18 protein-coding genes are annotated in these 20,797 nt (G+C 63.9%); 14 read left to right on the forward strand and 4 right to left on the reverse strand.

The annotated features are described in order from the left end of the window. The 3 genes from CLU87_RS05525 to bfr form a co-directional block, all read right to left on the reverse strand. Positions 1-1,839 (reverse strand): PepSY domain-containing protein, encoded by a 1,839-nt coding sequence (locus CLU87_RS05525; RefSeq protein WP_199170799.1) that lies wholly within the window; start codon positions 1,837-1,839, stop codon positions 1-3. Beyond that, entirely contained in the window at positions 1,836-2,144 is a 309-nt protein-coding gene (locus tag CLU87_RS05530; protein ID WP_099729798.1) for a DUF3649 domain-containing protein, read from the reverse strand. Before CLU87_RS05530 ends, CLU87_RS05525 begins: the two co-directional genes overlap by 4 nt. A gap of 426 nt (positions 2,145-2,570) precedes the next feature. After that, positions 2,571-3,047 (reverse strand): bacterioferritin, encoded by a 477-nt coding sequence (gene bfr, locus CLU87_RS05535; RefSeq protein WP_099729799.1) that lies wholly within the window; start codon positions 3,045-3,047, stop codon positions 2,571-2,573. Between the two features lie 271 nt (positions 3,048-3,318). Here bfr and CLU87_RS05540 point away from each other — a divergent pair, with 271 nt between their 5' ends. The 12 genes from CLU87_RS05540 to CLU87_RS05595 all read left to right on the forward strand — a co-directional run bounded on the left by CLU87_RS05540 (position 3,319) and on the right by CLU87_RS05595 (position 17,531). Next, complete coding sequence (locus CLU87_RS05540; RefSeq protein ID WP_143227253.1) at positions 3,319-4,416, forward strand: hypothetical protein; 1,098 nt, start codon at positions 3,319-3,321, stop codon at positions 4,414-4,416. 556 nt (positions 4,417-4,972) lie between these two features. Continuing rightward, complete coding sequence (ahpC, locus tag CLU87_RS05545; protein WP_099729801.1) at positions 4,973-5,548, forward strand: alkyl hydroperoxide reductase subunit C; 576 nt, start codon at positions 4,973-4,975, stop codon at positions 5,546-5,548. Between the two features lie 154 nt (positions 5,549-5,702). After that, positions 5,703-7,316: an alkyl hydroperoxide reductase subunit F gene (gene ahpF, locus CLU87_RS05550; protein ID WP_099729802.1), complete on the forward strand. Its 1,614-nt coding sequence runs from the start codon at positions 5,703-5,705 to the stop codon at positions 7,314-7,316. A gap of 188 nt (positions 7,317-7,504) precedes the next feature. Beyond that, positions 7,505-7,858 carry a hypothetical protein gene (locus CLU87_RS05555; RefSeq protein WP_099729803.1) on the forward strand — a complete coding sequence of 118 codons (354 nt, stop codon included), beginning with the start codon at positions 7,505-7,507 and terminating at the stop codon, positions 7,856-7,858. Between the two features lie 179 nt (positions 7,859-8,037). Next, a complete protein-coding gene (locus tag CLU87_RS05560; protein WP_099729804.1) occupies positions 8,038-9,321 on the forward strand; it encodes a TolC family protein in 1,284 nt (427 codons plus the stop codon). Positions 9,322-9,357: 36 nt separating this feature from the next. Continuing rightward, positions 9,358-9,930, forward strand: a complete 573-nt coding sequence (locus CLU87_RS05565; RefSeq protein ID WP_099729805.1) for a hypothetical protein — start codon at positions 9,358-9,360, stop codon at positions 9,928-9,930. Next, complete coding sequence (locus CLU87_RS05570) at positions 9,927-11,048, forward strand: efflux RND transporter periplasmic adaptor subunit (RefSeq protein ID WP_099729806.1); 1,122 nt, start codon at positions 9,927-9,929, stop codon at positions 11,046-11,048. The genes CLU87_RS05565 and CLU87_RS05570 overlap by 4 nt, the downstream gene beginning before the upstream one ends. Positions 11,049-11,057: 9 nt before the next feature. Beyond that, entirely contained in the window at positions 11,058-14,177 is a 3,120-nt protein-coding gene (locus CLU87_RS05575) for an efflux RND transporter permease subunit (RefSeq protein ID WP_099729807.1), read from the forward strand. 72 nt (positions 14,178-14,249) lie between these two features. Beyond that, positions 14,250-14,648: a hypothetical protein gene (locus CLU87_RS05580; RefSeq protein WP_056061835.1), complete on the forward strand. Its 399-nt coding sequence runs from the start codon at positions 14,250-14,252 to the stop codon at positions 14,646-14,648. A 567-nt stretch (positions 14,649-15,215) separates the two neighbouring features. Then, positions 15,216-15,980, forward strand: coding sequence for a glucose 1-dehydrogenase (locus CLU87_RS05585; RefSeq protein ID WP_056061838.1), 765 nt, complete (start codon positions 15,216-15,218; stop codon positions 15,978-15,980). A gap of 5 nt (positions 15,981-15,985) precedes the next feature. Continuing rightward, positions 15,986-17,011, forward strand: a complete 1,026-nt coding sequence (locus CLU87_RS05590) for an AraC family transcriptional regulator (RefSeq protein WP_143227254.1) — start codon at positions 15,986-15,988, stop codon at positions 17,009-17,011. A gap of 10 nt (positions 17,012-17,021) precedes the next feature. Continuing rightward, on the forward strand, positions 17,022-17,531 hold the full coding sequence (locus tag CLU87_RS05595; RefSeq protein WP_056061844.1) for a hypothetical protein: 510 nt from the start codon (positions 17,022-17,024) through the stop codon (positions 17,529-17,531). A gap of 573 nt (positions 17,532-18,104) precedes the next feature. On the opposite strand, the gene CLU87_RS05605 is transcribed toward CLU87_RS05595, so the two are convergent. Then, a complete protein-coding gene (locus CLU87_RS05605; protein ID WP_056061850.1) occupies positions 18,105-18,458 on the reverse strand; it encodes a hypothetical protein in 354 nt (117 codons plus the stop codon). A 528-nt stretch (positions 18,459-18,986) separates the two neighbouring features. On the opposite strand from CLU87_RS05605, the gene CLU87_RS05610 reads away from it, so the two are divergent. Both CLU87_RS05610 and CLU87_RS05615 read left to right on the forward strand, forming a co-directional pair. Continuing rightward, positions 18,987-20,312 (forward strand): aromatic ring-hydroxylating dioxygenase subunit alpha, encoded by a 1,326-nt coding sequence (locus tag CLU87_RS05610; RefSeq protein WP_099729808.1) that lies wholly within the window; start codon positions 18,987-18,989, stop codon positions 20,310-20,312. Positions 20,313-20,314: 2 nt separating this feature from the next. Continuing rightward, a complete protein-coding gene (locus CLU87_RS05615; protein WP_056061856.1) occupies positions 20,315-20,788 on the forward strand; it encodes an aromatic-ring-hydroxylating dioxygenase subunit beta in 474 nt (157 codons plus the stop codon). The last annotated feature ends 9 nt before the right edge of the window (positions 20,789-20,797 follow it).

The raw sequence follows: 20,797 nt of genomic DNA on the forward strand, positions 1-20,797 counted from the left end.
TCAAGCCCCCGACGTTGAAACAGACACTTCGGGCGCAGCGGGCAAGGCAGCCGCCGGGGCCGTGCGGGGCGCCTTGGCCGCCGCGGCGTTGCCCCGCGGCCAACGGCCCGGGCGCAGCCGCCACGACAGCCAGCCCAGCACCAGCCCAGTGGTCAGGAACGCCAGGTCCATGCTGGCCCACACCCATTCGCCCGCCCGCAGCGTGACGCCGAGGTGGGTGTGGGTGGTCAGGGCGTTGATGACAGGCAGCAACGCCCACACCAGCCCCGCTGCGCCCAGTGCAACCGACCAGCCCATGCGGCTGGGCCGCACCACGGTGCAGGCCAGCGCCCACAGCAGGGCCAGGCCCCAGGCGCTGAAGAACCAGGCCAGTTCCACATCGGCCCGGCCCTCAGCGTTCAGCGGGATCAGGCGGTTGGAGGCGATGTACACGCCGCAGGCCAGTGGCAGGCCCGCCAGCGTGGCAATGTTGATGGCTGCCACCAGGCGCTCGCCAAGCGGCGCCTTGGTGGGTGCGACGCCCGCCCTGTTGTCTTTATTGGCGGCGATCCCTGTGCGGCTGGCCTGCGTCTGCGATTTGGCGCTGCGCTTGACCGACCACAGTACCATGCCGGTGGCGATCATCAGGCTGCCCAACACGCCAAAGCCAAACAGCGCCCAGCGCAGGCCGATGTCGGCAAACCGCGCCATGTGCAGGCCGTACAACACGCCGTAGGTCTTGACGGCGGGGCCGGTGGCATCGGCCTGGTCCAGCCACTGGCCGGTGGTGGCATCAAGCAGCAGGCGCGGTGGTCGGTATTGCAAGCGGTCGCCTTCGTGGCGCGTCACCTCGACCACGGCGCGGCCCTTGGCGTCGCGGCGTGCCTGCAGGCTGCCGATGCGCCCGCCATCCCAGCGGGTGCGCGCTTCGGTCAGGATGGACGGCAGTGCAATAGCGGGCAGGGGCTCTACCTTGTCGCCCGGTCTGCGCCGGGGGCGGCTTTCGGCTTTCTCGCCCTGCAGGTCGGCAAAGTACGCGTTGGAGTCCACGCCGTTCTCGCCCTTGTAGGCGGTGGCAATGCCTGCAGGCATGTAGAGCGTGTGGAAGATCATCAGCCCGCTGAAGGTGATCATCAGGTAGAACGGCAGCACCAGTACACCGCTGACGTTGTGTGCATCTAGCCAGGCGCGCTGGCCGCCCTTGGTGGGGCGGAAGGTGAAGAAGTCCTTGAAGATGCGGCGGTGCGTGATCACCCCCGAGATCAGCGCTACAAACATCAGCATGGTGGCTACGCCCACCACCCAGCGGCCTTCGAGGGTCCAGCGCCCCTTCCGCGCGGTGCGCAGCTCGAAGTGGAAGCGGTAGAAGAAGTCGCCGCCCATGGTCTGGCGCGCGTCGATGGCCTCGCCGGTCTGCGGGTTCATGCGCAGCGTCTCGAAGCGGCCATTGCCCGTGTCGCGCCACAGGATGTTGACGGCAGGGTCGCGGTCGTCGGGCAGGTGCATGATCCAATGCGTGACGTTGGGCACCCGGCGTACCAGCGCGTCCAGGGCTTTTTGCGCCACTTGCGGATCAGTGGCATCCACCGGCTGCAGTCCATGCATCTCGGGGCGCATCCACAGGTTGAACTCGTTCTTGAAGAACGACAGCGTGCCGGTCAGGAAGATTGCAAACAGCAGCCAGCCCAGGATCAATCCGGCCCAGGTGTGCAGCCAAGACATGGCCTGGCGGAATCCCTCGCGGTCGTTGGGCGCCTTGGGCTTCTTGGCTGAGCGTGCTGCTTCAGCCGCGGTGCTGGCCGCGGTGGCTGCCAGGGCCCGTTCTCCCGAGGTGCGGGAGGGGAGTGTGCTGCTGGTCATGCCGCTGCCTTCATCCAATGCGGTGCCGTGGCGCAGGCGCCCAGCACCAGTGCGGGCAGCAGCGTGCCACCCCAGGCGCCCCAGGCGGTGCGTGTGTAAAAAGCCCAGCCAGCGGCAGCGGCATACACCACCCACGAGAGCATGGTGGCCGTGAGCACAGCCTCCACGCGGGGCATGCATTGCGCAAGCAGGAGCGACAGCGCCGCCGAGAAGCCTGCCGCCAGCGCGTAGCCGCCCCCTATTGCCGCCACGGCGCGGGAGGTGATGGCCAGTCGGTAGCGTCCATCGACGCGGGTGGCCTTCATGGCAGGGCCCGGGGAGACCCGGGGGTGTATGTGGGCAAGGGCCCCGCAAGGCAGGGGCGGGTCGTACGGTGCGGCATCAGCAAAGAGCTCCAGACAGGTGTGTGGGTACAAAACGCACAAACGCTGGCTGCAACGGGCGGCTGGAGCCGGGCTGACTGGCTTGCTGGCGGGCTCGGGAATCAGGGTGTCACTGAACCCGGCCGCTGGTGGTAGGCTGCTATTCTACTTTTGTTGAGAAGAATTCGCATTTGTGTTGCGGGAATTTTCTTCCGTTGATGTGCACTTGCAACAACCCGTGATCGCAGGGGGCATTGCTATCCCGGAGAAATATTCTCAAAGTTGCAGCGCGCAGGCACAAAAAAACGGGCCGAAGCCCGTTTTGATTTTTCTGCCCGCTTTCGTGGACCGATCTGGCGATCCGTGGCCTTACTCCACATCGCCCATCTGCGACTGCAGGTAGTTCTGCAGGCCCACCTTGCCGATCAGATCGATCTGGGTTTCGAGGAAGTCGATGTGCTCCTCGGTGTCGTCCAGGATCTTTTGCAGCAGGTCGCGCGATACATAGTCGCGCACGCTTTCGCAGTGGGCGATCCCATCCTTGATGGTGGCTTGGGCGCCTTGTTCGGCGCGCAGGTCGCAGGCCAGGATCTCCGGCACGTCTTCGCCGACCTGAATCTTGGCCAGGTCCTGCAGGTTGGGCAGGCCGTCCAGCGTGAAGATGCGGTCCATGAGCCAGTCGGCATGCTTCATCTCGCCGATGGATTCCGAATACTCCTTCTTCGCCAGCTTGTCGAAGCCCCAGTGCTTGAGCATGCGGTAGTGCAGGAAGTACTGGTTGATGGCGGTGAGTTCGTTCTTGAGCTGGGCCTGCAGATGGCCAATGACCTGTGCGTCACCTTTCATGGGGACTCCTTGTTCTGGTTTGTGAATTGATGCGACACACATTGTCGTGACCTGCATCAACCCACGCAAGGTAAACCCCTGCGGTTACGCAATGGCTGCGTTTGATGTTGAGAGGTGTTCGCGTTCAGGAAGAAGCATGGTGCCGCCTGTGTATGCGCACTCAATGGTCAAAAAATGGTTGTTGCGCCAGGGCAAACGTGGCTCATTTGCAAGACGCCACACCGTTCGACATATGTGGCACTGAGCAAGCGGCGCAATTCGGGAGCACAACATGGCACCACCAATCCATTTCCCCTATTTCCCTTCGGGTGGCATGGCACGCATCCGGGCGCGCGCCGCAAGCCTGTTGGCGGCCCTGGCCGCAGTGGCTTTCCAAGCCACTGCGGCGGAGATTCATCCCTATGAACTTGCAATGCTTCAGCAGCAAGTTCAGCGTACCGGCTGGGTGCGGGTCATGGTGACCCTCGATCGCAGCGCCTGGCGCACGCGGTCAGAAGAACAGACATTGCGGCTGCAGGCCTTGGCCGATCGGCTGTATGCGGAATTGGGCGATTCCGCTTTTCCCACTGGCCGCAGGAACAACGGATTGGGGTGGATTGGGTTTTATACCGACTCGGCGGGCATCGCCATGCTTTCACGCACCGCATTGGCCGAAAAGTTTTCCATTGATCCAACGGGCCGGAGCTGGGGGCGTGAACGTGCCGGTGATGGCAGCTTCGAAGCGATCGACGATGCGCTTGTCGCCTCACCCACCGTAGAGGTGGACTTGGTACTGGCTACCGAAGAGCCGCCATATACCCTGCTACCCGACGGCAGCACCCGCTTTGACGGCCCCTCGGAAGTGAACGAAGTGCTGGACCGCCTGCTTACCGAGCCGTTTGCGCAGCACATCAAGGGTATCGACCGCAGGCAGAACCCCCAGCTCGCGCCTGTGGTGCAGGCCAAAATTGATCGGGTGGCGTTTTTTGGATTGGTGGAAAGCGTGCATGTGCGGGCGGTGCGGCCGCGTGGTTTTGTGCGCCAGCCGTCGGCCATCTGGCATGAGGACGCGCTGCGCGTTGCGGCGCGTGAAGGCCGTGCGGAAATCCATATCCTTCTGCGAGGTGGCGTGACTTACACACACTTGTCTCACCAAAGCCCCAAGGCGCGCCGCTACCAGATGGATGCCAACACCCGCGCGTTGGACGAGATTCTCAAAGCTGCCGGTGTGGAAGCGTTGCCCGTGCTTTCAGAGGTCGATGCGCACATGGGCCTGGTGCACCTTGTTATCACCAGGCCACAGCTTGAAAAGCTGTTTGCTCAACGGGACCCGCGCATCCTGAGCGTGGATGTGAATAAGGCGATTGGTGGGCTTGCCAGTAAAAACTAACCGGTGGGTCCGGCCCCAAAGCGCGGCGTTCACGCAGCGCTGAATCCAGTGGCGCTACGCGTTCGTCACCCGCACTACCGCGCCGCTCCCGTACGAGCGAAAGCTATAGCAGGGCAGCCCACACCCGCATCCAGCGGCATCAGCAGGTGCAGGCGCACGGTGTTGCGCAGGCAAAGCGTGGCAAGCGTCACCACTGGCGGGGTTTAGAGCTCTTCACGGAACAAATCAGCAGTGTTTGGAGCTTTTGAATCAGGCCTTTGCTATGAATTAGTGAGCTTTAGGCGCTATTCGTTAAAGCGCGATAGCCGTCTTTGACCAATATCTTGGAGCGCAAGGCAAGCCCCTGCTGTGGCGCGCGGGCTGCGTGTGATGCTGAGAGGCGTTCGCGTTCACATCCTGTGTGCCCCGCGGCGCACCAGGGTTGTCACCGGGAGGTCGCACAGGGCGTTGTATAGTAATTGGCAATTGATTCGATGTAATCAATTAATTGGATTGATGGCTTGGAAATGCCTAAACTTCAGTCCTGTTCAGTCAACCAACCACAAAGGAAACAGCAATGTCCCTGATCAATACGCAAGTTCAGCCCTTCAAGACCACCGCTTTTGTCAACCGTGGCGGCAAGGGTGAATTCATCGAAGTGACCGAGCAGTCCCTCAAGGGCAAGTGGTCCGTGCTGATCTTCATGCCTGCAGCCTTCACCTTCAACTGCCCCACCGAAATCGAAGACGCTGCCGACAACTACGCTGAGTTCCAGAAGGCCGGTGCCGAGGTTTACATCGTGACCACCGACACCCACTTCTCGCATAAGGTGTGGCATGAAACCTCCGACGCCGTGGGCAAGGCCAAGTTCCCGCTGGTCGGCGACCCAACGCACCAGCTGACCAACGCTTTCGGCGTGCACATTCCTGAAGAAGGTCTGGCACTGCGTGGCACGTTCGTGATCAACCCCGATGGCCTGATCAAGACCATGGAAATTCACTCCAACGAAATCGCCCGTGACGTGTCGGAAACCCTGCGCAAGCTCAAGGCTGCCCAGTTCACCGCCGCCAACCCTGGCCAAGTCTGCCCCGCCAAGTGGAAGGAAGGCGCCAAGACGCTGACGCCTTCGCTGGACCTGGTTGGCAAGATCTAATCCACGGCTCCTCCAAAGCCGGACAGCGTCATGGCGCCATCGCGCCATGCCGTCCGGCTTTTTTACGCCCGGACGTTGACAAGCAGGCTTGAACTGCAGCCTTTTTGGCGTCACCCTCCCAGACACCACAACTCGAATTTCAAAGGACACCACCATGCTCGACGAACAACTCAAGACCCAACTCGCCGCCTACCTGGAGCGCGTGCAGCAGCCGTTTGAGCTGGTGGCTTCCCTGGACGACAGCGAGACAGCGCGCGACATGCGCGAGCTGCTGACGACCATCCAATCGCTGCGCAGCGACAAGATCACCCTGCGTACCGACGGTAACGATGCACGCAAGCCATCGTTCAGCCTGCAGCGCGTGGGCGCCACCAACTCGCTGCGTTTTGCTGGCCTGCCACTGGGCCACGAGTTCACCTCGCTGGTGCTGGCCCTGCTGTGGACCGGCGGCCACCCGCCCAAGGTCGAGCAGGACGTGATCGATTCGATCAAGGCCCTGGACGGCGACTTCAACTTCGAGGTCTACATGAGCCTGACCTGCCACAACTGCCCGGACGTGGTGCAGGCGCTGTCGCTCATGGCCGTCGTCAACCCGAAGATCAAGACCACCGTGATCGAAGGCGGCGCGTTCCAGCAGGAAGTGACCGAGCGCGAAATCATGGCCGTGCCCATGGTGTTCCTGAACGGTCAGGTGTTCGGCTCGGGCCGCATGACCATCGAAGAGATCGTCGCAAAGCTGGACACCGGCTCCGCCGCCCGCGAAGCCGCCAAGCTCAGCGCCAAGGACCCGTATGACGTGCTCATCGTCGGTGGTGGCCCCGCTGGCGCAGCAGCAGCTGTGTATGCCGCCCGCAAGGGCATCCGTACCGGCGTGGCGGCCGAGCGTTTTGGCGGCCAGGTCAACGACACGCTGGCGATCGAAAACTACATTTCGGTGCTCGAAACCGACGGCCCCAAGTTCGCCGCCGCGCTCGAAGCCCACACCCGCGCCTATGGCGTGGACATCATGAACCTGCAGCGCGCCGACAAGCTCATCCCCGCCGCGCAGCCCGGTGGTTTGATCGAAGTGCAGCTGGCCAACGGCGGCTCGCTTAAGGCCAAGACGGTGATCCTGTCCACCGGCGCCCGCTGGCGCAACGTGAACGTGCCAGGCGAAGCCGAGTACAAGAACAAGGGCGTGGCCTACTGCCCGCACTGCGATGGCCCGCTGTTCAAGGGCAAGCGCGTGTCGGTGATCGGCGGCGGTAACAGCGGTGTGGAAGCGGCTATCGACCTCGCTGGCGTGGTAGCCCACGTCACGCTCATCGAGTTTGCCGACCAGCTCAAGGCCGACGCCGTGCTGGTCAACAAGCTCAAGAGCCTGTCCAATGTGACCATTCACACGAACGCGCAGACGACTGAGATCACCGGCGCCGATGGCAAGGTCAACGGCCTCAAGTACAAGGACCGCGCAACCAACGTGGAGCACGCCGTTCAGTTGGAAGGCGTGTTCGTGCAGATCGGCCTGGTGCCCAACACCGAATGGCTCAAGGGCACGGTGGAGCTGTCAAAGTTCGGCGAAATCATCGTCGACTCGCATGGTCGCACCAACATCCCCGGCGTGTTTGCTGCGGGCGATTGCACCACGGTGCCGTTCAAGCAGATCGTGATTGCAGCAGGAGATGGCTCCAAGGCAGCACTGAGCGCGTTTGACCACCTGATCCGCATGCCAGTGGTGGCTGAAGGGGCCAAGGCGCAGGCAGCGCAGCCCGAGGCCGTTGCTGCTTGATGTCGTGCAGGGGATGGGGGCGGATGCTGCCCTCGTCCCTGCAGGTTGGGCGGCCCGGAGTGTGAATCCAGCCGCGCATTCAGGCCTGGGGCCTTTTGTCACTCAATCACCCAAAGTCCTTCAACCCGGTCTGGGCGATCCGCTGTTTCTGTAGGGGTTCTACAAACCTCCCTAGAATCCGGCGGCCCATGCGCCGATTGCTGTTGCTCTTCTTGTTGGTGTTCATGCCGCTCCAATCCATCTGGGCGGCTGCTTCGCCGTATTGCGGGCATGAAACGGCGCCGCAAGCCTCGCACTTCGGCCACCATGTGCACGATCATGTGGCCGATGAGTCTCCTGCCCATCCAGCCAAGACATCCAGTGCCACCCCGGCGGACATGGACTGTCACGCCTGCCATGGTGCGGGCAGCGGTCTCGCGCACAGTCCCGGTGACCACGCCCTCGTGGTGACTGCGGCACGCCCGCCGGGCCAGGCTGCATCAACCTGGCCGCTGGCCCCGCTCTCACGCCCCGAACGCCCCAATTGGCCCTTCCTCGCCTGAGCGGCGAGGCGGGGGCTCTGGGCTGTCCCGTTTCCATTTTGTTGATGGTGTTGAAGAGCTGCCTTTTGAGGCAGTCGCGACGCGCGCGCTGACGCCTGCGTGTGCTGCTGATCGGCTCTTCCTCCCATCGCGCCTCGCCGATTTCAACCTGTGGCCCCTGGCCACTGCAGAGGAATCGGATGCAATCAACGAAACGACGACACCATGCGCCCGCCGCCGCCGTAGCGGCTATGGCGCTGGGCGTGGCACTGCTGGGCAGTGCCACGCAGGCCCAGACCCTGACAGCCCACCCCGGCACGGCGCCGCTCACACTCCAGGCCCTGTTCGAGCAGGCCTGGCAGCGCGAGCCCGAAGCGCAGTCAGCAGCTTTGCGGCGCGACGCCGCGCAGGCCACACGCAGCGCGGCGGAAGCCTGGACGGCCGAGCCCGTGGCGCTGGAGCTGTCCACCAAAACCGACCGCCCCGGCAGCAACCAGGGCAGCCGCGAAGCCGAAGTGGGCCTGGCCCTGCCGCTGTGGCTGCCCGGCGAGCGCGCCCGCAAGGCCGCGCTGGCCGATGCGGAAGCGCAGGCGCTGGGCAGCCGCCAGCGCGCCGCGCAGCTGCAACTGGCCGCCACCGTGCGCGAAGCGTGGTGGGCGGCGCAGCGCGCGCAGGCTGACGGGGCCCTGGCGCAAGACCGGCTGCTGAACGCGCAGCGCCTGGCTGCCGACGTAGCGCGCCGCGTGCGTGTGGGCGACCTGTCGCGTGCCGACCAGGCGCAGGCCGACGGCGCCGTGGCCCAGGCCGAAGCCGCCATGGCCGAGGCCCAGGGCGCACGGGACTCAGCGCAGGCCGCACTGGCCGCCTGGGGTGTGCAGGCCGCGCCCACCATGGCGCTGGCGGACGGGGCAGAGCCCGAGCCCCCCGTGCCCGATGCCACGGCAGCCGCTGCCCAGCACCCTGCGGCGGCCGACTGGCAGGACCAGGCCGAGGTGGCCCGCCGCGCGGCCGACCTGGCCGCCGTGCAAACCCGCGCCAACCCCGAGCTGACCGTGGCCGCCACGCGCGGGCGTGAGCAGGCGGGCGATCGCTACCAGCAGACCTTCACCGTGGGCCTGCGCATACCCCTGGGCGGGGGCGACCGTGCGCAGGCAAAGCAGGCTACAGCACGCGCCGATGCCATCGATGCCGAGGCGCGTGCTGCCGTGGAGCAGAGGCGCCTGGCCGCCGACATCGCCGCCGCCATGGCCCGTGTGAAAGCCACCCAGGCCCAGCGGGATGCGCTGGCACGGCACGCGGCCCTGGCGCAGGGCACACGCGGCTTTGTCGACAAGGCCTTCCGCCTGGGCGAAGCCGACGGCCCCACACGCCTGCGTGTGGAGCTGGAGGCCGCCCAGGCCGAACGCCAGTTGGCCCGCGCCCGCATCGATGCGGCCGCCGCCATCTCCCATCTGCGCCAGGCCCTGGGCCTGCTGCCGCAATGAACTCCCTGTGAATCCCGACCAATTTTTAAGACGACCATGACACTCTCTTCCGCTTTCTCCACACTGGGCCTGGCCCTGCTGCTGGGCTTGCTACCGCCGACCGCGCTGGCCGGTGCTGGCCACGACCATGGCGAAGCCCCCGCCGCCGCTGCGGGCACAGCCCTGCCGCGCTTTGCTGCTACCTCCGACCTGTTTGAACTGGTGGGCGTGCTCGACGGGCAAAAAATCGCGCTCTATCTGGACCACACGGGCGACAACAGCCCCGTGAAAGACGCCCGGCTGGAGCTGGACATTGCGGGCACCAGCGTGTCCGTCACCCGCGTGGCCGAGGGCGAGTTCCAGGCCACCCTGGCTGCCCCGCTGGCCGAGGGCGTAAGCCCTGTCACCGCCACCGTGGCCGCAGGCACTGACACCGACCTGCTCGCAGGCGAGATCGACCTGCACCCCGCCGCCCACACCGATGCCGCACCGGCAGTGCTGGCCCGCCGCACTGTGCTGATCGCAGGCGCTATGGCCGCCGTGCTGCTGGCGCTGGTCGCCGTGTGGGGTTTGCGCCGGGGCCGTGCTGCCCGCATGGGCGACAACCAGCGCGTGGGAGGTGCCGCATGAAGCGCTTGCACCCCATGCCTTCCTTGCTAGCCCTGCTCATGGCTACCGCGCTCAGCGCGCCCCTGCCTGCCCTGGCAGGCCCCGGCCACGACCATGGCGACGCGCCGCCCGCGCCCACCGGCAACGGCCCCAGCCGCCAGCCCGATGGCAGCGTCTTTCTGCCCAAACCCGCCCAGCGCCAACTGGGCGTGCGCACTCTGGTGGCAGCCACCGGGCAACACGCCAAGGCTTTTGAACTGGCAGGCTCCGTGGTGATGGACCCCAACGCAGGCGGCAAGGTGCAGGCCGTGTTGGCCGGGCGGCTGGAGGCCGGGCCCAAGGGCCTGCCCGGTGTGGGCCAGGCGGTGCGCAAGGGCGAGGTGCTGGCCTATGTGGTGCCCACGGCGGGCGCTATCGAGCGATCCAACCAACTGGCCCAGCAGGCCGAGCTGCGCGCCGCCCGCGACCTGGCCGCGCGGCGCGTGGCGCGCTTGGCAGAGCTGGCCGACACCGTGCCGCGCAAGGACATCGAAGCCGCCGAGAGCGAGCTGCACAGCCTCACCCAGCGCCTGGGCGCCGTGGGCGCGGGCCTGGCCACACGCGATGCGCTGGTGGCACCGGTGTCGGGCGTGATCGCCTCGGCCAATGCCGTGGCGGGGCAGGTGGTGGATGCGCGCGAACTGGTGTTCGAGGTGGTGGACCCCTCGCGCCTGCGCATCGAAGCCCTGGCTTACGACCCGGCACAGGCCCAGAGCGTGGCCGGTGCCACGCTGGCCGTGGGGGGGCAGCGCGTGCCACTGCGCTTTCTGGGCGCGGCGCGCAGCCTGCGTGATCAGGCGCAGCCGCTGCAGTTTGCGGGCGACTCGTCTGCGCTTGGCACCTTGGCCCTGGGCCAGCCCGTACGCGTGTTCGTGCAGTCCACCGACAAGGTCGATGGCGTGCAGGTGCCCGCCGCTGCGTTGCTGCGCAACCCGGCCAACCAGACCGTCGTGTGGGTCAAGGAGTCGCCCGAGCGCTTTGCGCCACGGGTGGTCACTGCGGTGCCGCTGGACGGTGCCTCGGTGGCCGTGACCTCGGGCCTGCAGCCCGGCGACCGCGTGGCCACGCAGGGCGCCACGCTCATCAACCAGGTCCGCTAAGGAGTCACGATGTTCAAGTGGCTTCTCGAAAACAGCCTGGTCAACCGGCTGCTGGTGCTCATCGCCGCCGCCGTGCTCATGGCCTACGGCGCCTTCACGCTCTCGCGCACGCCGGTGGACGTGTTCCCTGACCTCAACAAACCCACCGTCACCCTCATGACCGAGGCGGGCGGCATGGCCGCTGAAGAGGTGGAGCAGCTCATCACCTTCCCGCTGGAGACCACGATGAATGGCCTGCCTGGTGTGGAGAGCGTGCGCTCCACCTCCAGCGCGGGCCTGTCGTTCATCTACGTCACCTTTGACTGGAGCACCGAGATCTACCGCGCGCGCCAGATGGTGTCTGAACGCCTGTCGTCCATGGAAGAGGGCCTGCCCAGCGGCATCACACCGCGCATGGGGCCCATCAGCTCCATCATGGGCGAGATCATGCAGGTGGCCATCCCCATCGACGCGGCCAAGACCACCCCCATGGCCGTGCGCGAGTACGCCGACTGGGTGTTGCGCCCGCGCCTCATGGCCATCCCCGGTGTGGCGCAGGTGATCCCCATCGGTGGCGAGGTGCGCCAGTTCCAGGTGCTGCCCGACACTGCGCGCATGGCGGCGCTGGGCATCACACACGACCAGCTCATGGGCGCGCTCAAGGGCTTTGCGGCCAACACCTCCGGCGGGTTTCTGGAGCTGGGCGGGCGCGAATACCTCATCCGCCACCTGGGCCGCACCTCGCGGCTCGAAGACCTGCAGAACCTGGCCCTCACCGCCAAAAACGGCCAGAGCGTGCTGCTGCGCCAGGTGGCAGATGCCACCTTTGCCGCCGCCACCAAGCGCGGCGACGCAGGCTTTGAAGGGCAGGGCGCCGTCATCCTGGGCATCCAGAAGCAGCCCACGGCCGACACCATCGGGCTCACGCGCAGCATTGAAGCCGCGCTGATGGACCTGAAAAATTCGCTGCCCGCAGGCATGGAGGCGCCGCGCGTCACCTTCCGCCAGGCAAGCTTCATCGAGGCCTCGGTCACCACGCTGCAGGGCAAGCTCATGGGCGCCTCGGTGTTCGTGGCGGTGATCCTGTTCGTGTTCCTCGGCACGCTCCGGCCCACGGTGATTGCGCTCACGGCCATCCCGGTGTCCATCTTCATCACGGCGCTGGTGTTCAAGTACTTCGGCCTCTCGATCAACACCATGACGCTGGGCGGCCTGGCCATTGCCATTGGTGGCTTGGTGGACGACGCGGTGGTCGATGTGGAAAACGTGCTGCGCCGCCTGAAGATGGACCGCGCCAAACACCCCCACCACCGCCTGCACCCCATCGAGGTGGTCAAGCTCGCGTCGATGGAAGTGCGCTCGGGCATCCTGTATGCCACGGCCATCATCGTGCTGGTGTTCTTGCCGCTGTTTGCGCTGCCGGGCATCGAGGGGCGGCTGTTTGTGCCGCTGGGCATTGCTTTCATCGTGTCCACGCTGGCATCGCTCTTGGTGTCGGTCACCGTCACGCCGGTGCTGGCTTTCTACTTGCTTCCGCGCATGAAGAACCTGGACCACGGCGACACGCGCGTGGTGGCCTGGCTCAAAGCGCGCTACCGCAACGGGCTTGTGGCCGTGCTGGCGCGCCCGCGCACAGCCCTGGCCGTGAGCGCGGTGGCGGTGGCGCTGTCGGCAGCGGCGGTGCCGTTTTTCCCCACCACCTTCTTGCCGCCCTTCAACGAAGGCACGCTGCTCATCGGCATGCGGCTCAACCCCGGCGTCACGCTGGCCGAATCGAGCGCGCTGGCCCGCCAGGCCGAGGTGCTGGTGCGCCAGGTGCCCGAGGTCACGCACGTGGGCCGGCGCAGCGGCCGCGCCGAGCTGGACGAACATGCCGAAGGCGTGCACGTGAGCGAGCTGGATGTGGGCCTGCTGCCTGCGGCCGAGCTCAAGCGCAGCATGGCCGAGGTGCAGGCCGACATCCGCAGTCGCCTGGCGCATTTGCCCGCCGCCATTGCCATCGGCCAGCCCATCTCGCACCGCATCGACCACATGCTCTCGGGCGTGCGCTCGCAGATCGCCATCAAGCTCTTTGGCGACGACCTGGACACCCTGCGCGGCCAGGCCGAGGCCCTGCGCGCACGGCTGGCGGGCATCCCCGGCCTGGCCGACCTGGAGGTGGAAAAGCAGGTGCTGGCGCCGCAGATCACCGTGCGCGTGGACTACGCCGCCGCTGCCCAAATGGGCGTGCCCGCACCCCAGGTACTGGCCGCGCTGCAGACGCTGGTAGAGGGCGAGAAAGTAGCCCAGGTGGTGGAAGGCAGCCGCCGCTTTGCGCTGGTGGTGCGCCTGCCCGACAGCGCACGCTCCATCGACAGCCTGGCGCGTGTGCTGATCGACACGCCACGCGGCCCCGTGCCCCTGTCGCGCCTGGCCACCATCGAAGAGGGCGACGGCCCCAACCAGATCAGCCGCGACGATGGCAAGCGCCGCATCGTGCTGTCGGCCAACGCGCAGGGCAGGGCGCTGTCCGACGTGGTGGCCGACATCCGCCAGGCCGTGGGCGACACGCGCCTGCCCGAGGGCTACTTCATCACCCTGGGCGGCCAGTTCCAGGCGCAGGAAGAAGCCAGCCGCCTGGTGGGCCTGCTCGCCATCGTCTCGCTGGTGCTGATGTTTGTGGTGCTCTACACCCGCTACCGCTCGGCCACGCTGTCGGCACTCATCATGGCCAACATCCCGCTGGCGCTGGTGGGCGCGGTGCTGGGGCTGTGGGTGTCGGGCCAGCCGCTGTCGGTGGCGGCGCTGATTGGCTTCATCACACTGGCGGGCATCTCGGTGCGCAACGGCATTTTGAAGGTGAGCCACTACCTCAACCTGATGCGCGTGGAAGGTGAGCGCTTTGACACCGCCATGATCGTGCGCGGCTCGCTAGAGCGCCTGAGCCCCGTGCTGATGACCGCCCTGGTCACCGCCTTTGCGCTGGCCCCGTTGCTGCTGGAGGCCGAGCGCCCCGGCACCGAAATCCTGCACCCGGTGGCGGTGGTGATCTTCAGCGGCCTCATCAGCTCCACGCTGCTCGACACCTTCCTCACCCCGGCCCTGTTCTGGCTGTTTGGCCGCAAGGACGCCGAACGCCTGCTGGACGACAAGAACGCCGAGGCGTTCTGAGTTTTTCTTGTTTTGTATTTGTTCTCTTTATTTGTTCGTTTGCTTTTTCATTCACCCTTTGAAAGGACTCTCATGAAAACCACCCGCCAACTTTTCGCCGCCCTGGCCCTCGCAGCTTTAGCCACCACCGCCGCCCATGCCGCTGGCGACCACGGCGCAGGCCACGACCACAAGCCCCAACACGGCGGCATCGTGGCCGAAGCCAACGACATGGACTACGAACTCGTCGCCAAGCCCGACACCCTGACCCTGCACCTGCGCGACCACGGCAAGCCTGCCAAAACCGAGGGCGTAAGCGCCAAGCTCACGCTGCTCAACGGCACCGAAAAATCCGAGGCCGTGCTTGTACCGGCAGGCGAGGGCAGGCTCGAAACCAAAGGCATCTTCAAGGTCGCAGCAGGCACCAAGGTGGTGGCGCTGGTGACGCTGCCGGGCAAGAAGGCGGTGAATGTACGGTTTGCGGTGAAGTAGGCCGCTGCCGGAGAAAGAAAGCGTTGTGCATTACGCGCCGCCGCGTTGGCTTTTGCTGGCGTGGCGGTGTGTGGCTTGTCCCAGTGGCCGTGCGCCTTGAGTACGGGCGAGATAGGTGCGTGCGTGGTTTCAGTAGTGAGGTGTGCTGAAATTTGAAGAAAATTGGGCTCTACCGCCTGTCTATCAAGCGCTTATAGCTATCAAATTGGTAGTAAGGTGGTTGATGCAGGGCGCGAGGTGCTGAGCTTGCGTGGGCGGGAATAGGCAGGTTTTTTGGGCGGAGTGTCTGGCCGTTTTAGGCTGGTTGCGGACGCTCGCTTCGTCGGCGCGGATGGGTACTATCGGCCACTACCGGTCAGTCGTTGACGCTGTCCAATTCAGCCAAAACCAGACATTCGGAACTACTGTTGGGCTGGAAAATTCGGTTCTCCCCTCAATCGAATAGTCAAACCCTGATTGGCGCGTTCGGCATGTCGTATGGCGTGATTGGCATATATTTGGCGCCGCTGAACTCCTAGACTTCTTACATCCCGAGAACTTCTCTCGGTCCATCAAAAGGAGTCTGAAATGTCCAATCAAGTAGCCCTGATTACTGGCGGTGCCACTGGCATCGGCAAGGCCGTTGCCCTCAAGCTTGTCGCCAAAGGCGTCACTGTCGTCATGAGCGGTCGTCGTGCGGAAGTCGGGCAAGCCGCCGTCGCCGAGGTTTCCGCCGCGGCCCGCAACGGTGCACAAGTTCGCTTCGTGCAAAACGACGTGGCCGATGAAGCTGCGGTCAAGACGATGATTGACAGCATCGTGGCTGAGTTCGGTCGCCTGGACATGGCAGTCAATAACGCAGGCGTGTCCAACGAGACTGGCACTCTTGTGCAGTCGAGCAGCGACAACTACCGTGAGATGGTCGAGACCAACATCATGGGCGTGTACTTCAGCATGAAACACGAACTCGTTCAGATGGTCAAACAAGGTGGCGGCGCTATCGTCAACTTGGCGTCCATCGCCGGCCTGAATGGCATCGCCTGGAGTGCTCCGTACGCTTCGACCAAGCACGCAGTGGTGGGCCTGACCAAGTCGTCTGCTCTGGACCACGCGACCCAAGGCATCCGCATCAACGGTGTGGCTCCTGGCGCCATCAAGACCGACATCATCGCCGTCCAGCTCGGCGGAGGTGACCCCAACTACAACGAAACAAGCATCTCGGCGATGCACCCCATGAATCGCCTGGGCCGCCCCGAAGAAGTCGCCAACGCCATCTGCTGGCTGCTGTCGGAAGAAGCCAGCTTCGTCACCGGTCACATTCTCAACGTCGACGGTGGCTTCCAAGCAAAGTGAAGAACATGAGCAGCACCGCTCCAGACAAATTAAAGGTCCCATCCACTTTGTGGGAGGGCCTCAAGCGGGCCTCGGTCGACCGCGCAGAGGTCATTCGATGCGCAAGCTTGCCTCTGAGTGTGCTGAAGGACGATGCGCCGATTACTACAGCGCAATTCTTCGCCTTGTGGCGTGCCATCGAAAAAGTTAGCCAAGACCCGGGCATCGGCCTTCGTATCGCAACGGGATTGGACGGGGCTGTGATGCCTCTCCCTTTCGTAGCAGCCCAGCACGCTCGAACTTTCCGGGACGCTTTGAATCGGGTCGCTCGTTTTAAGCGACTGTGCGCACCTGAGGAAGTATCGGTCCAAGATTTTGCCGACCACAGCGCGCTTAGCATCATTTGGCCACATGGTGGTTCAGATACAGTTCCTCGCGCTTTAGTCGACGCGACCATGGTGTCGTTCGTGGAGTTGGGACGCAGAGGAACAGGCGAGCGCCTGATACCAATGTCGCTAGAGCTTGCACGACCGCCTGTAGCAACATTGGCACTTGAGAAATACTTCGGGTGCGACATCAAGTTCGATGCGACCGTCGACCGCATCGCGTTGAGTCGAGAAGACCTAGACAAGCTGTTTGCCACCTACAACAAGGACCTGCTCGATGTTCTCGCTCCGGAATTGGACAGACGTCTTGAACATCATGACGCGTCCGAGTCCGTGACCGAGCAGACAAAGTGGGTTTTGCGGCGTCGTTTGACTGCCGGTCGCCCGGACATTCGCTCCGTGGCCGCTGAACTTGCCATGAGCGAGCGTTCTTTGCAGCGCCGCCTGACTGATGAAGGTGTCAGCTTCCAAGCCCTGGTGACTCAGACCCGACATCAGATGGCTCTGCGGCATTTGGCCGACAACTCGCTCACACTCATCGAAGTAGCCTATTTGCTGGGCTACGAAGACCAGAATTCTTTCTTCCGCGCCTTTCGACAATGGGAGGCGCAAACCCCTTCCGATTGGCGCGCTGCACACGCTGCTGCGTGTCACGCGGGCAACTAAGTGAGTTCCTATGACCCCCACCGAAACCTATGCACCGCTGCAGGCTCTGATTCGTGAATATTTCAAAGGCGAGTACAACGAAATGATGCTCATCTTCGCGGGCTCAGCTGCGTTGACGTGCATTGCCGTTTGGCTCTGGGTTGCGACGCGCTCCGGTTTTGCCTTGGGGTTCGGCGTCACCGTCTTGGCAACTGCGATGCTGCTGTGTGGAACGGCAGCATCACTGCTTGTACGGGACAAGGGCTTGGTCGAAGAACTGAGCTTGAGTATCGGTAAACCTCAACAGAGCCAGGTGTTAGCCAAAGAGCGAGCACGCATAGAGGTTGTGGTATCAAAGTATAGGTATTACCGCTACAGCGCGGCAGTGCTAGCGGCCTTGAGTGTGTTGGGCCTGCTGCTTACAAGCCGAGGCTGGGTGCACGGCGTCGTGACTGGATTGCTTCTGCTGGTGGTCGCACAGGTCGTCATCGACCACTTTTCTGAGCAAAGGGCCACCCAGTACCTCGCAGCGCTTCCGTGAACTGCGGGGGCTTCCCAAGAGGCCTGAGGAGTCGGTGGCCGCTTCGGAAACGACTTAAGTTTCGCTTCGGGCCCTGAGCTGTCCTTCAGCTCATGCACGCAAAGCGGTAATCTGATGGGGCCTACTACATGAATTTAACCGTCAGCTTCGCATGGAACTATTTGCGTTTTTAGATCTGCTGGAGGATGGGCCGTCGCCCAGAGTGCTGGCGCGACTGTCTTTTCTTTCGGCCGAAGAAGGTGGTCGCAGTGGGCCTTGTTGGGGGGTGTACAGACCGAATCACAACTTCGGTGGCCCAGATGACCGGCAGTTCTACATCGGGCAAGTTCAGGTCCCAGAGGGCGAAGTCGTTCACCCTGGAGAGACCCGAAATTTGGAGGTTTGGTTTCTTAACGGACCTGGTCTTGCTGAACTGCTGCAGGTCGGGCGCCAGTGGCGTGTCCAAGAAGGTAAAAACCTTGTGGCCAACGCTGAAATACTTGAGGTGCTCAGTGAGGGCTAGCCCCTTCAAAGCGCAGGTTACACATCAGATTTCGGAAACACCACTGGCTGCTTGTGGCCGAGCTTTGCCTTTCAACGACGGGCAGTAGCAGGCTCACTCCGAACGCGATCGTGAGGGAGGGCGAGAAGGTGTTGAATTGCATCGGTGATAGTCCACTGCTCGAACCCGGGGGTGATGAGGGAGCCGTCGGATGCGACCTCTGAAACGTTGAACCCTTCTTCAACGTCTTCGTAGTAGATGGCTACTTGCCCAAGCTGTGCCACGATAAATACCGATTCGTTCACACCTCCACGCATGACCGATGCGGTGCGAAATGGGACGCGCAAGCGGGCAAACTGTTCGGCGTGTTCTTGCAAACACTTGGCGAGCTGATCGGCCAATAGTCCCTCCAGCTCGTCACGAGAAATTGGAGTCCAGCGGTTCATAGCTTCTTGAATGAGGGCTCACGGAGGATTCTGACGGACTGGCGAACGGCCGGTTATGGCCGATAGTACGCGTTCAACGACGCAGCGTTGATGACAGCAACCGCTGCAATGCAGCCCCTGCTGAGCTGATTTGAAATGCCCTTGCATGGCCAAGCCACCCATCGGCTGAGCATTGTCCCCAACGACCTCCCTGCCACGCAGGCTGTCCGCCCGGCCCAGACCCGTCAGTAGAAGTCTTCGGCCGACTGCCCCCAGTACCCACTCCCATTTGACTCGCTCATGCCGCCCGCATGCAGCGTGGCCTTGTGCGCCTTGCCCCGCCACATGGCCCTGCAATCTCCCGCACCGCCGTCAGAGTCATATTCACACCAGTGATGTGAAACATCACCAGCGTTCCATTGACTGATATTCCTGCAGCGCGAATGATCGGTCCCCAGGCGCTGAATGCATCTGCACCGGCCCCGAAAGACAGATGGATTGATGGATCGACTGATTGATTGGCGATGACAAAAAACAAAGGAGACGCCCATGCATGAATGCCCCGTGACCGTATTCCCGCAGCAAATCCGCTGGGAGACGGAAGGCACCAGCCGCATTCCTTTTCAGGCCTATACCGATGAGGCGCTGTACCGCAAGGAGCTGGACCGTTTGTTCTACAACGGGCACTGGTGCTACGTTGGCCTGGAGGCTGAGATTCCCAACGCGGGGGATTTCAAGCGCACGGTGATTGGCGAGCGTTCGGTGCTGCTGCTGCGAGACAAGGATGCTTCGATCCATGTGGTGGAAAACGTCTGCGCTCACCGGGGCATGGCGTTTTGCCGTGAGCGGCATGGCAACCGCGAGAGCCTGACCTGCCCTTACCACCAGTGGAACTACACCCTGTCGGGCGACTTGCAGGGCGTGCCTTTTCGGCGTGGCGTGAAGCAGGATGGCAAGGTCAATGGCGGCATGCCTGCGGATTTCAACCCGGCAGAGCATGGGCTGACCAAGCTCAAGGTGGCCACCCGTGGCGGCGTGGTGTTTGCGTCGTTTGACCACAGCGTGGAGCCGCTGGAGGAGTTTTTGGGCCCCACCATCCTGGGTTACTTTGACCGGCTGTTTAATGGCCGCAAGCTCACCATCCTGGGCTACAACCGCCAGCGCATTCCGGGCAACTGGAAGCTGATGCAAGAGAACATCAAGGACCCGTACCACCCCGGCCTGCTGCACACCTGGTTCGTTACCTTCGGGCTCTGGCGTGCAGACAACAAGTCGCAACTGCTGATGGACGCGCAGCACCGCCATGCGGCCATGGTCTCGACCCGTGGCGCGGCGGGCAAGGCGGCGGATGTGACGCAGGTGTCCAGCTTCAAGGCGGGCATGGAGCTGAACGACCCGCGCTTTCTGGACATTGCGCAGGAGGATTGGTGGGCGGGCCCGGCCCCCGCAGCCAGCGGGGAGGGCGCTGCGGTGCCGAACGCACCGGCATCGGTGCCCACGGCGGTGATGATGACCGTGTTCCCCAGCGTGATCTTTCAGCAGCAGGTCAACAGCGTGTCCACACGCCACATCCAGCCCGATGGCAAGGGGGCGTTTGATTTTGTGTGGACGCACTTTGGCTTTGAGGACGACAGTGAGGAGATGACGCAGCGCCGCCTGCGCCAGGCCAATCTGTTCGGCCCGGCGGGCTTTGTGTCCGCCGACGATGGGGAGGTGATCGAGTGGTCGCAAGAAGGTTTTGAGACCAAGCCCGCGCACCGCACGCTGGCCGAGCTAGGGGGGCGCGAGGTGGGCGACACGGACCACATGGTGACCGAGACGCTGATCCGGGGCATGTACGAATACTGGCGCAAGGTAATGGAGGCGGAGGCTTGACCATGGACTTCCAGACCTACTTCGAACTGAACCAGCTCTACGCCCGCTACGCCCGCGCGCTCGACGCGGCGGACTGGGAGGCGTGGCCAGAGTTTTTCATCGAGAACTGCGTGTACAAGCTGCAGCCGCGCGAGAACCACGAGCGCGGGTTTCCGCTGGCCACACTGGCGTTTGACAGCAAGGGCATGCTGAAAGACCGCGTCTACGGCATCCGTGAGACGCTGTTTCACGACCCCTACTACCAGCGCCACGTGGTGGGTGCGCCGCTGGTGCACAAGGTGGATGCAGATGGCCGCATCCACTGCGAGGCCAACTACGCGGTGCTGCGCACGCGTCTGTCGAAGGAATCGACGGTGTTCAACGTGGGGCGCACGATTGATGAGGTGGTGCCCACGCCCGAGGGCCTGAAGTTCGCATCGCGCCTCGTCGTTTACGACAGCGAGATGATCCCCAACTCGCTGATCTACCCCATCTGAGGAGCCGCC

The organism is Acidovorax sp. 59, assembly GCF_002754175.1.
Classification (GTDB): domain Bacteria; phylum Pseudomonadota; class Gammaproteobacteria; order Burkholderiales; family Burkholderiaceae_C; genus Acidovorax; species Acidovorax delafieldii.

Coding starts and splice junctions, on each gene's coding strand:
- CLU87_RS05525 (WP_199170799.1), bottom strand. CDS start 1,839: ATGACCAGCAGCACACTCCCCTCCCGCACCTCGGGAGAACGGGCCCTG.
- CLU87_RS05530 (WP_099729798.1), bottom strand. CDS start 2,144: ATGAAGGCCACCCGCGTCGATGGACGCTACCGACTGGCCATCACCTCC.
- bfr (WP_099729799.1), bottom strand. CDS start 3,047: ATGAAAGGTGACGCACAGGTCATTGGCCATCTGCAGGCCCAGCTCAAG.
- CLU87_RS05540 (WP_143227253.1), top strand. CDS start 3,319: ATGGCACCACCAATCCATTTCCCCTATTTCCCTTCGGGTGGCATGGCA.
- ahpC (WP_099729801.1), top strand. CDS start 4,973: ATGTCCCTGATCAATACGCAAGTTCAGCCCTTCAAGACCACCGCTTTT.
- ahpF (WP_099729802.1), top strand. CDS start 5,703: ATGCTCGACGAACAACTCAAGACCCAACTCGCCGCCTACCTGGAGCGC.
- CLU87_RS05555 (WP_099729803.1), top strand. CDS start 7,505: ATGCGCCGATTGCTGTTGCTCTTCTTGTTGGTGTTCATGCCGCTCCAA.
- CLU87_RS05560 (WP_099729804.1), top strand. CDS start 8,038: ATGCAATCAACGAAACGACGACACCATGCGCCCGCCGCCGCCGTAGCG.
- CLU87_RS05565 (WP_099729805.1), top strand. CDS start 9,358: ATGACACTCTCTTCCGCTTTCTCCACACTGGGCCTGGCCCTGCTGCTG.
- CLU87_RS05570 (WP_099729806.1), top strand. CDS start 9,927: ATGAAGCGCTTGCACCCCATGCCTTCCTTGCTAGCCCTGCTCATGGCT.
- CLU87_RS05575 (WP_099729807.1), top strand. CDS start 11,058: ATGTTCAAGTGGCTTCTCGAAAACAGCCTGGTCAACCGGCTGCTGGTG.
- CLU87_RS05580 (WP_056061835.1), top strand. CDS start 14,250: ATGAAAACCACCCGCCAACTTTTCGCCGCCCTGGCCCTCGCAGCTTTA.
- CLU87_RS05585 (WP_056061838.1), top strand. CDS start 15,216: ATGTCCAATCAAGTAGCCCTGATTACTGGCGGTGCCACTGGCATCGGC.
- CLU87_RS05590 (WP_143227254.1), top strand. CDS start 15,986: ATGAGCAGCACCGCTCCAGACAAATTAAAGGTCCCATCCACTTTGTGG.
- CLU87_RS05595 (WP_056061844.1), top strand. CDS start 17,022: ATGACCCCCACCGAAACCTATGCACCGCTGCAGGCTCTGATTCGTGAA.
- CLU87_RS05605 (WP_056061850.1), bottom strand. CDS start 18,458: ATGAACCGCTGGACTCCAATTTCTCGTGACGAGCTGGAGGGACTATTG.
- CLU87_RS05610 (WP_099729808.1), top strand. CDS start 18,987: ATGCATGAATGCCCCGTGACCGTATTCCCGCAGCAAATCCGCTGGGAG.
- CLU87_RS05615 (WP_056061856.1), top strand. CDS start 20,315: ATGGACTTCCAGACCTACTTCGAACTGAACCAGCTCTACGCCCGCTAC.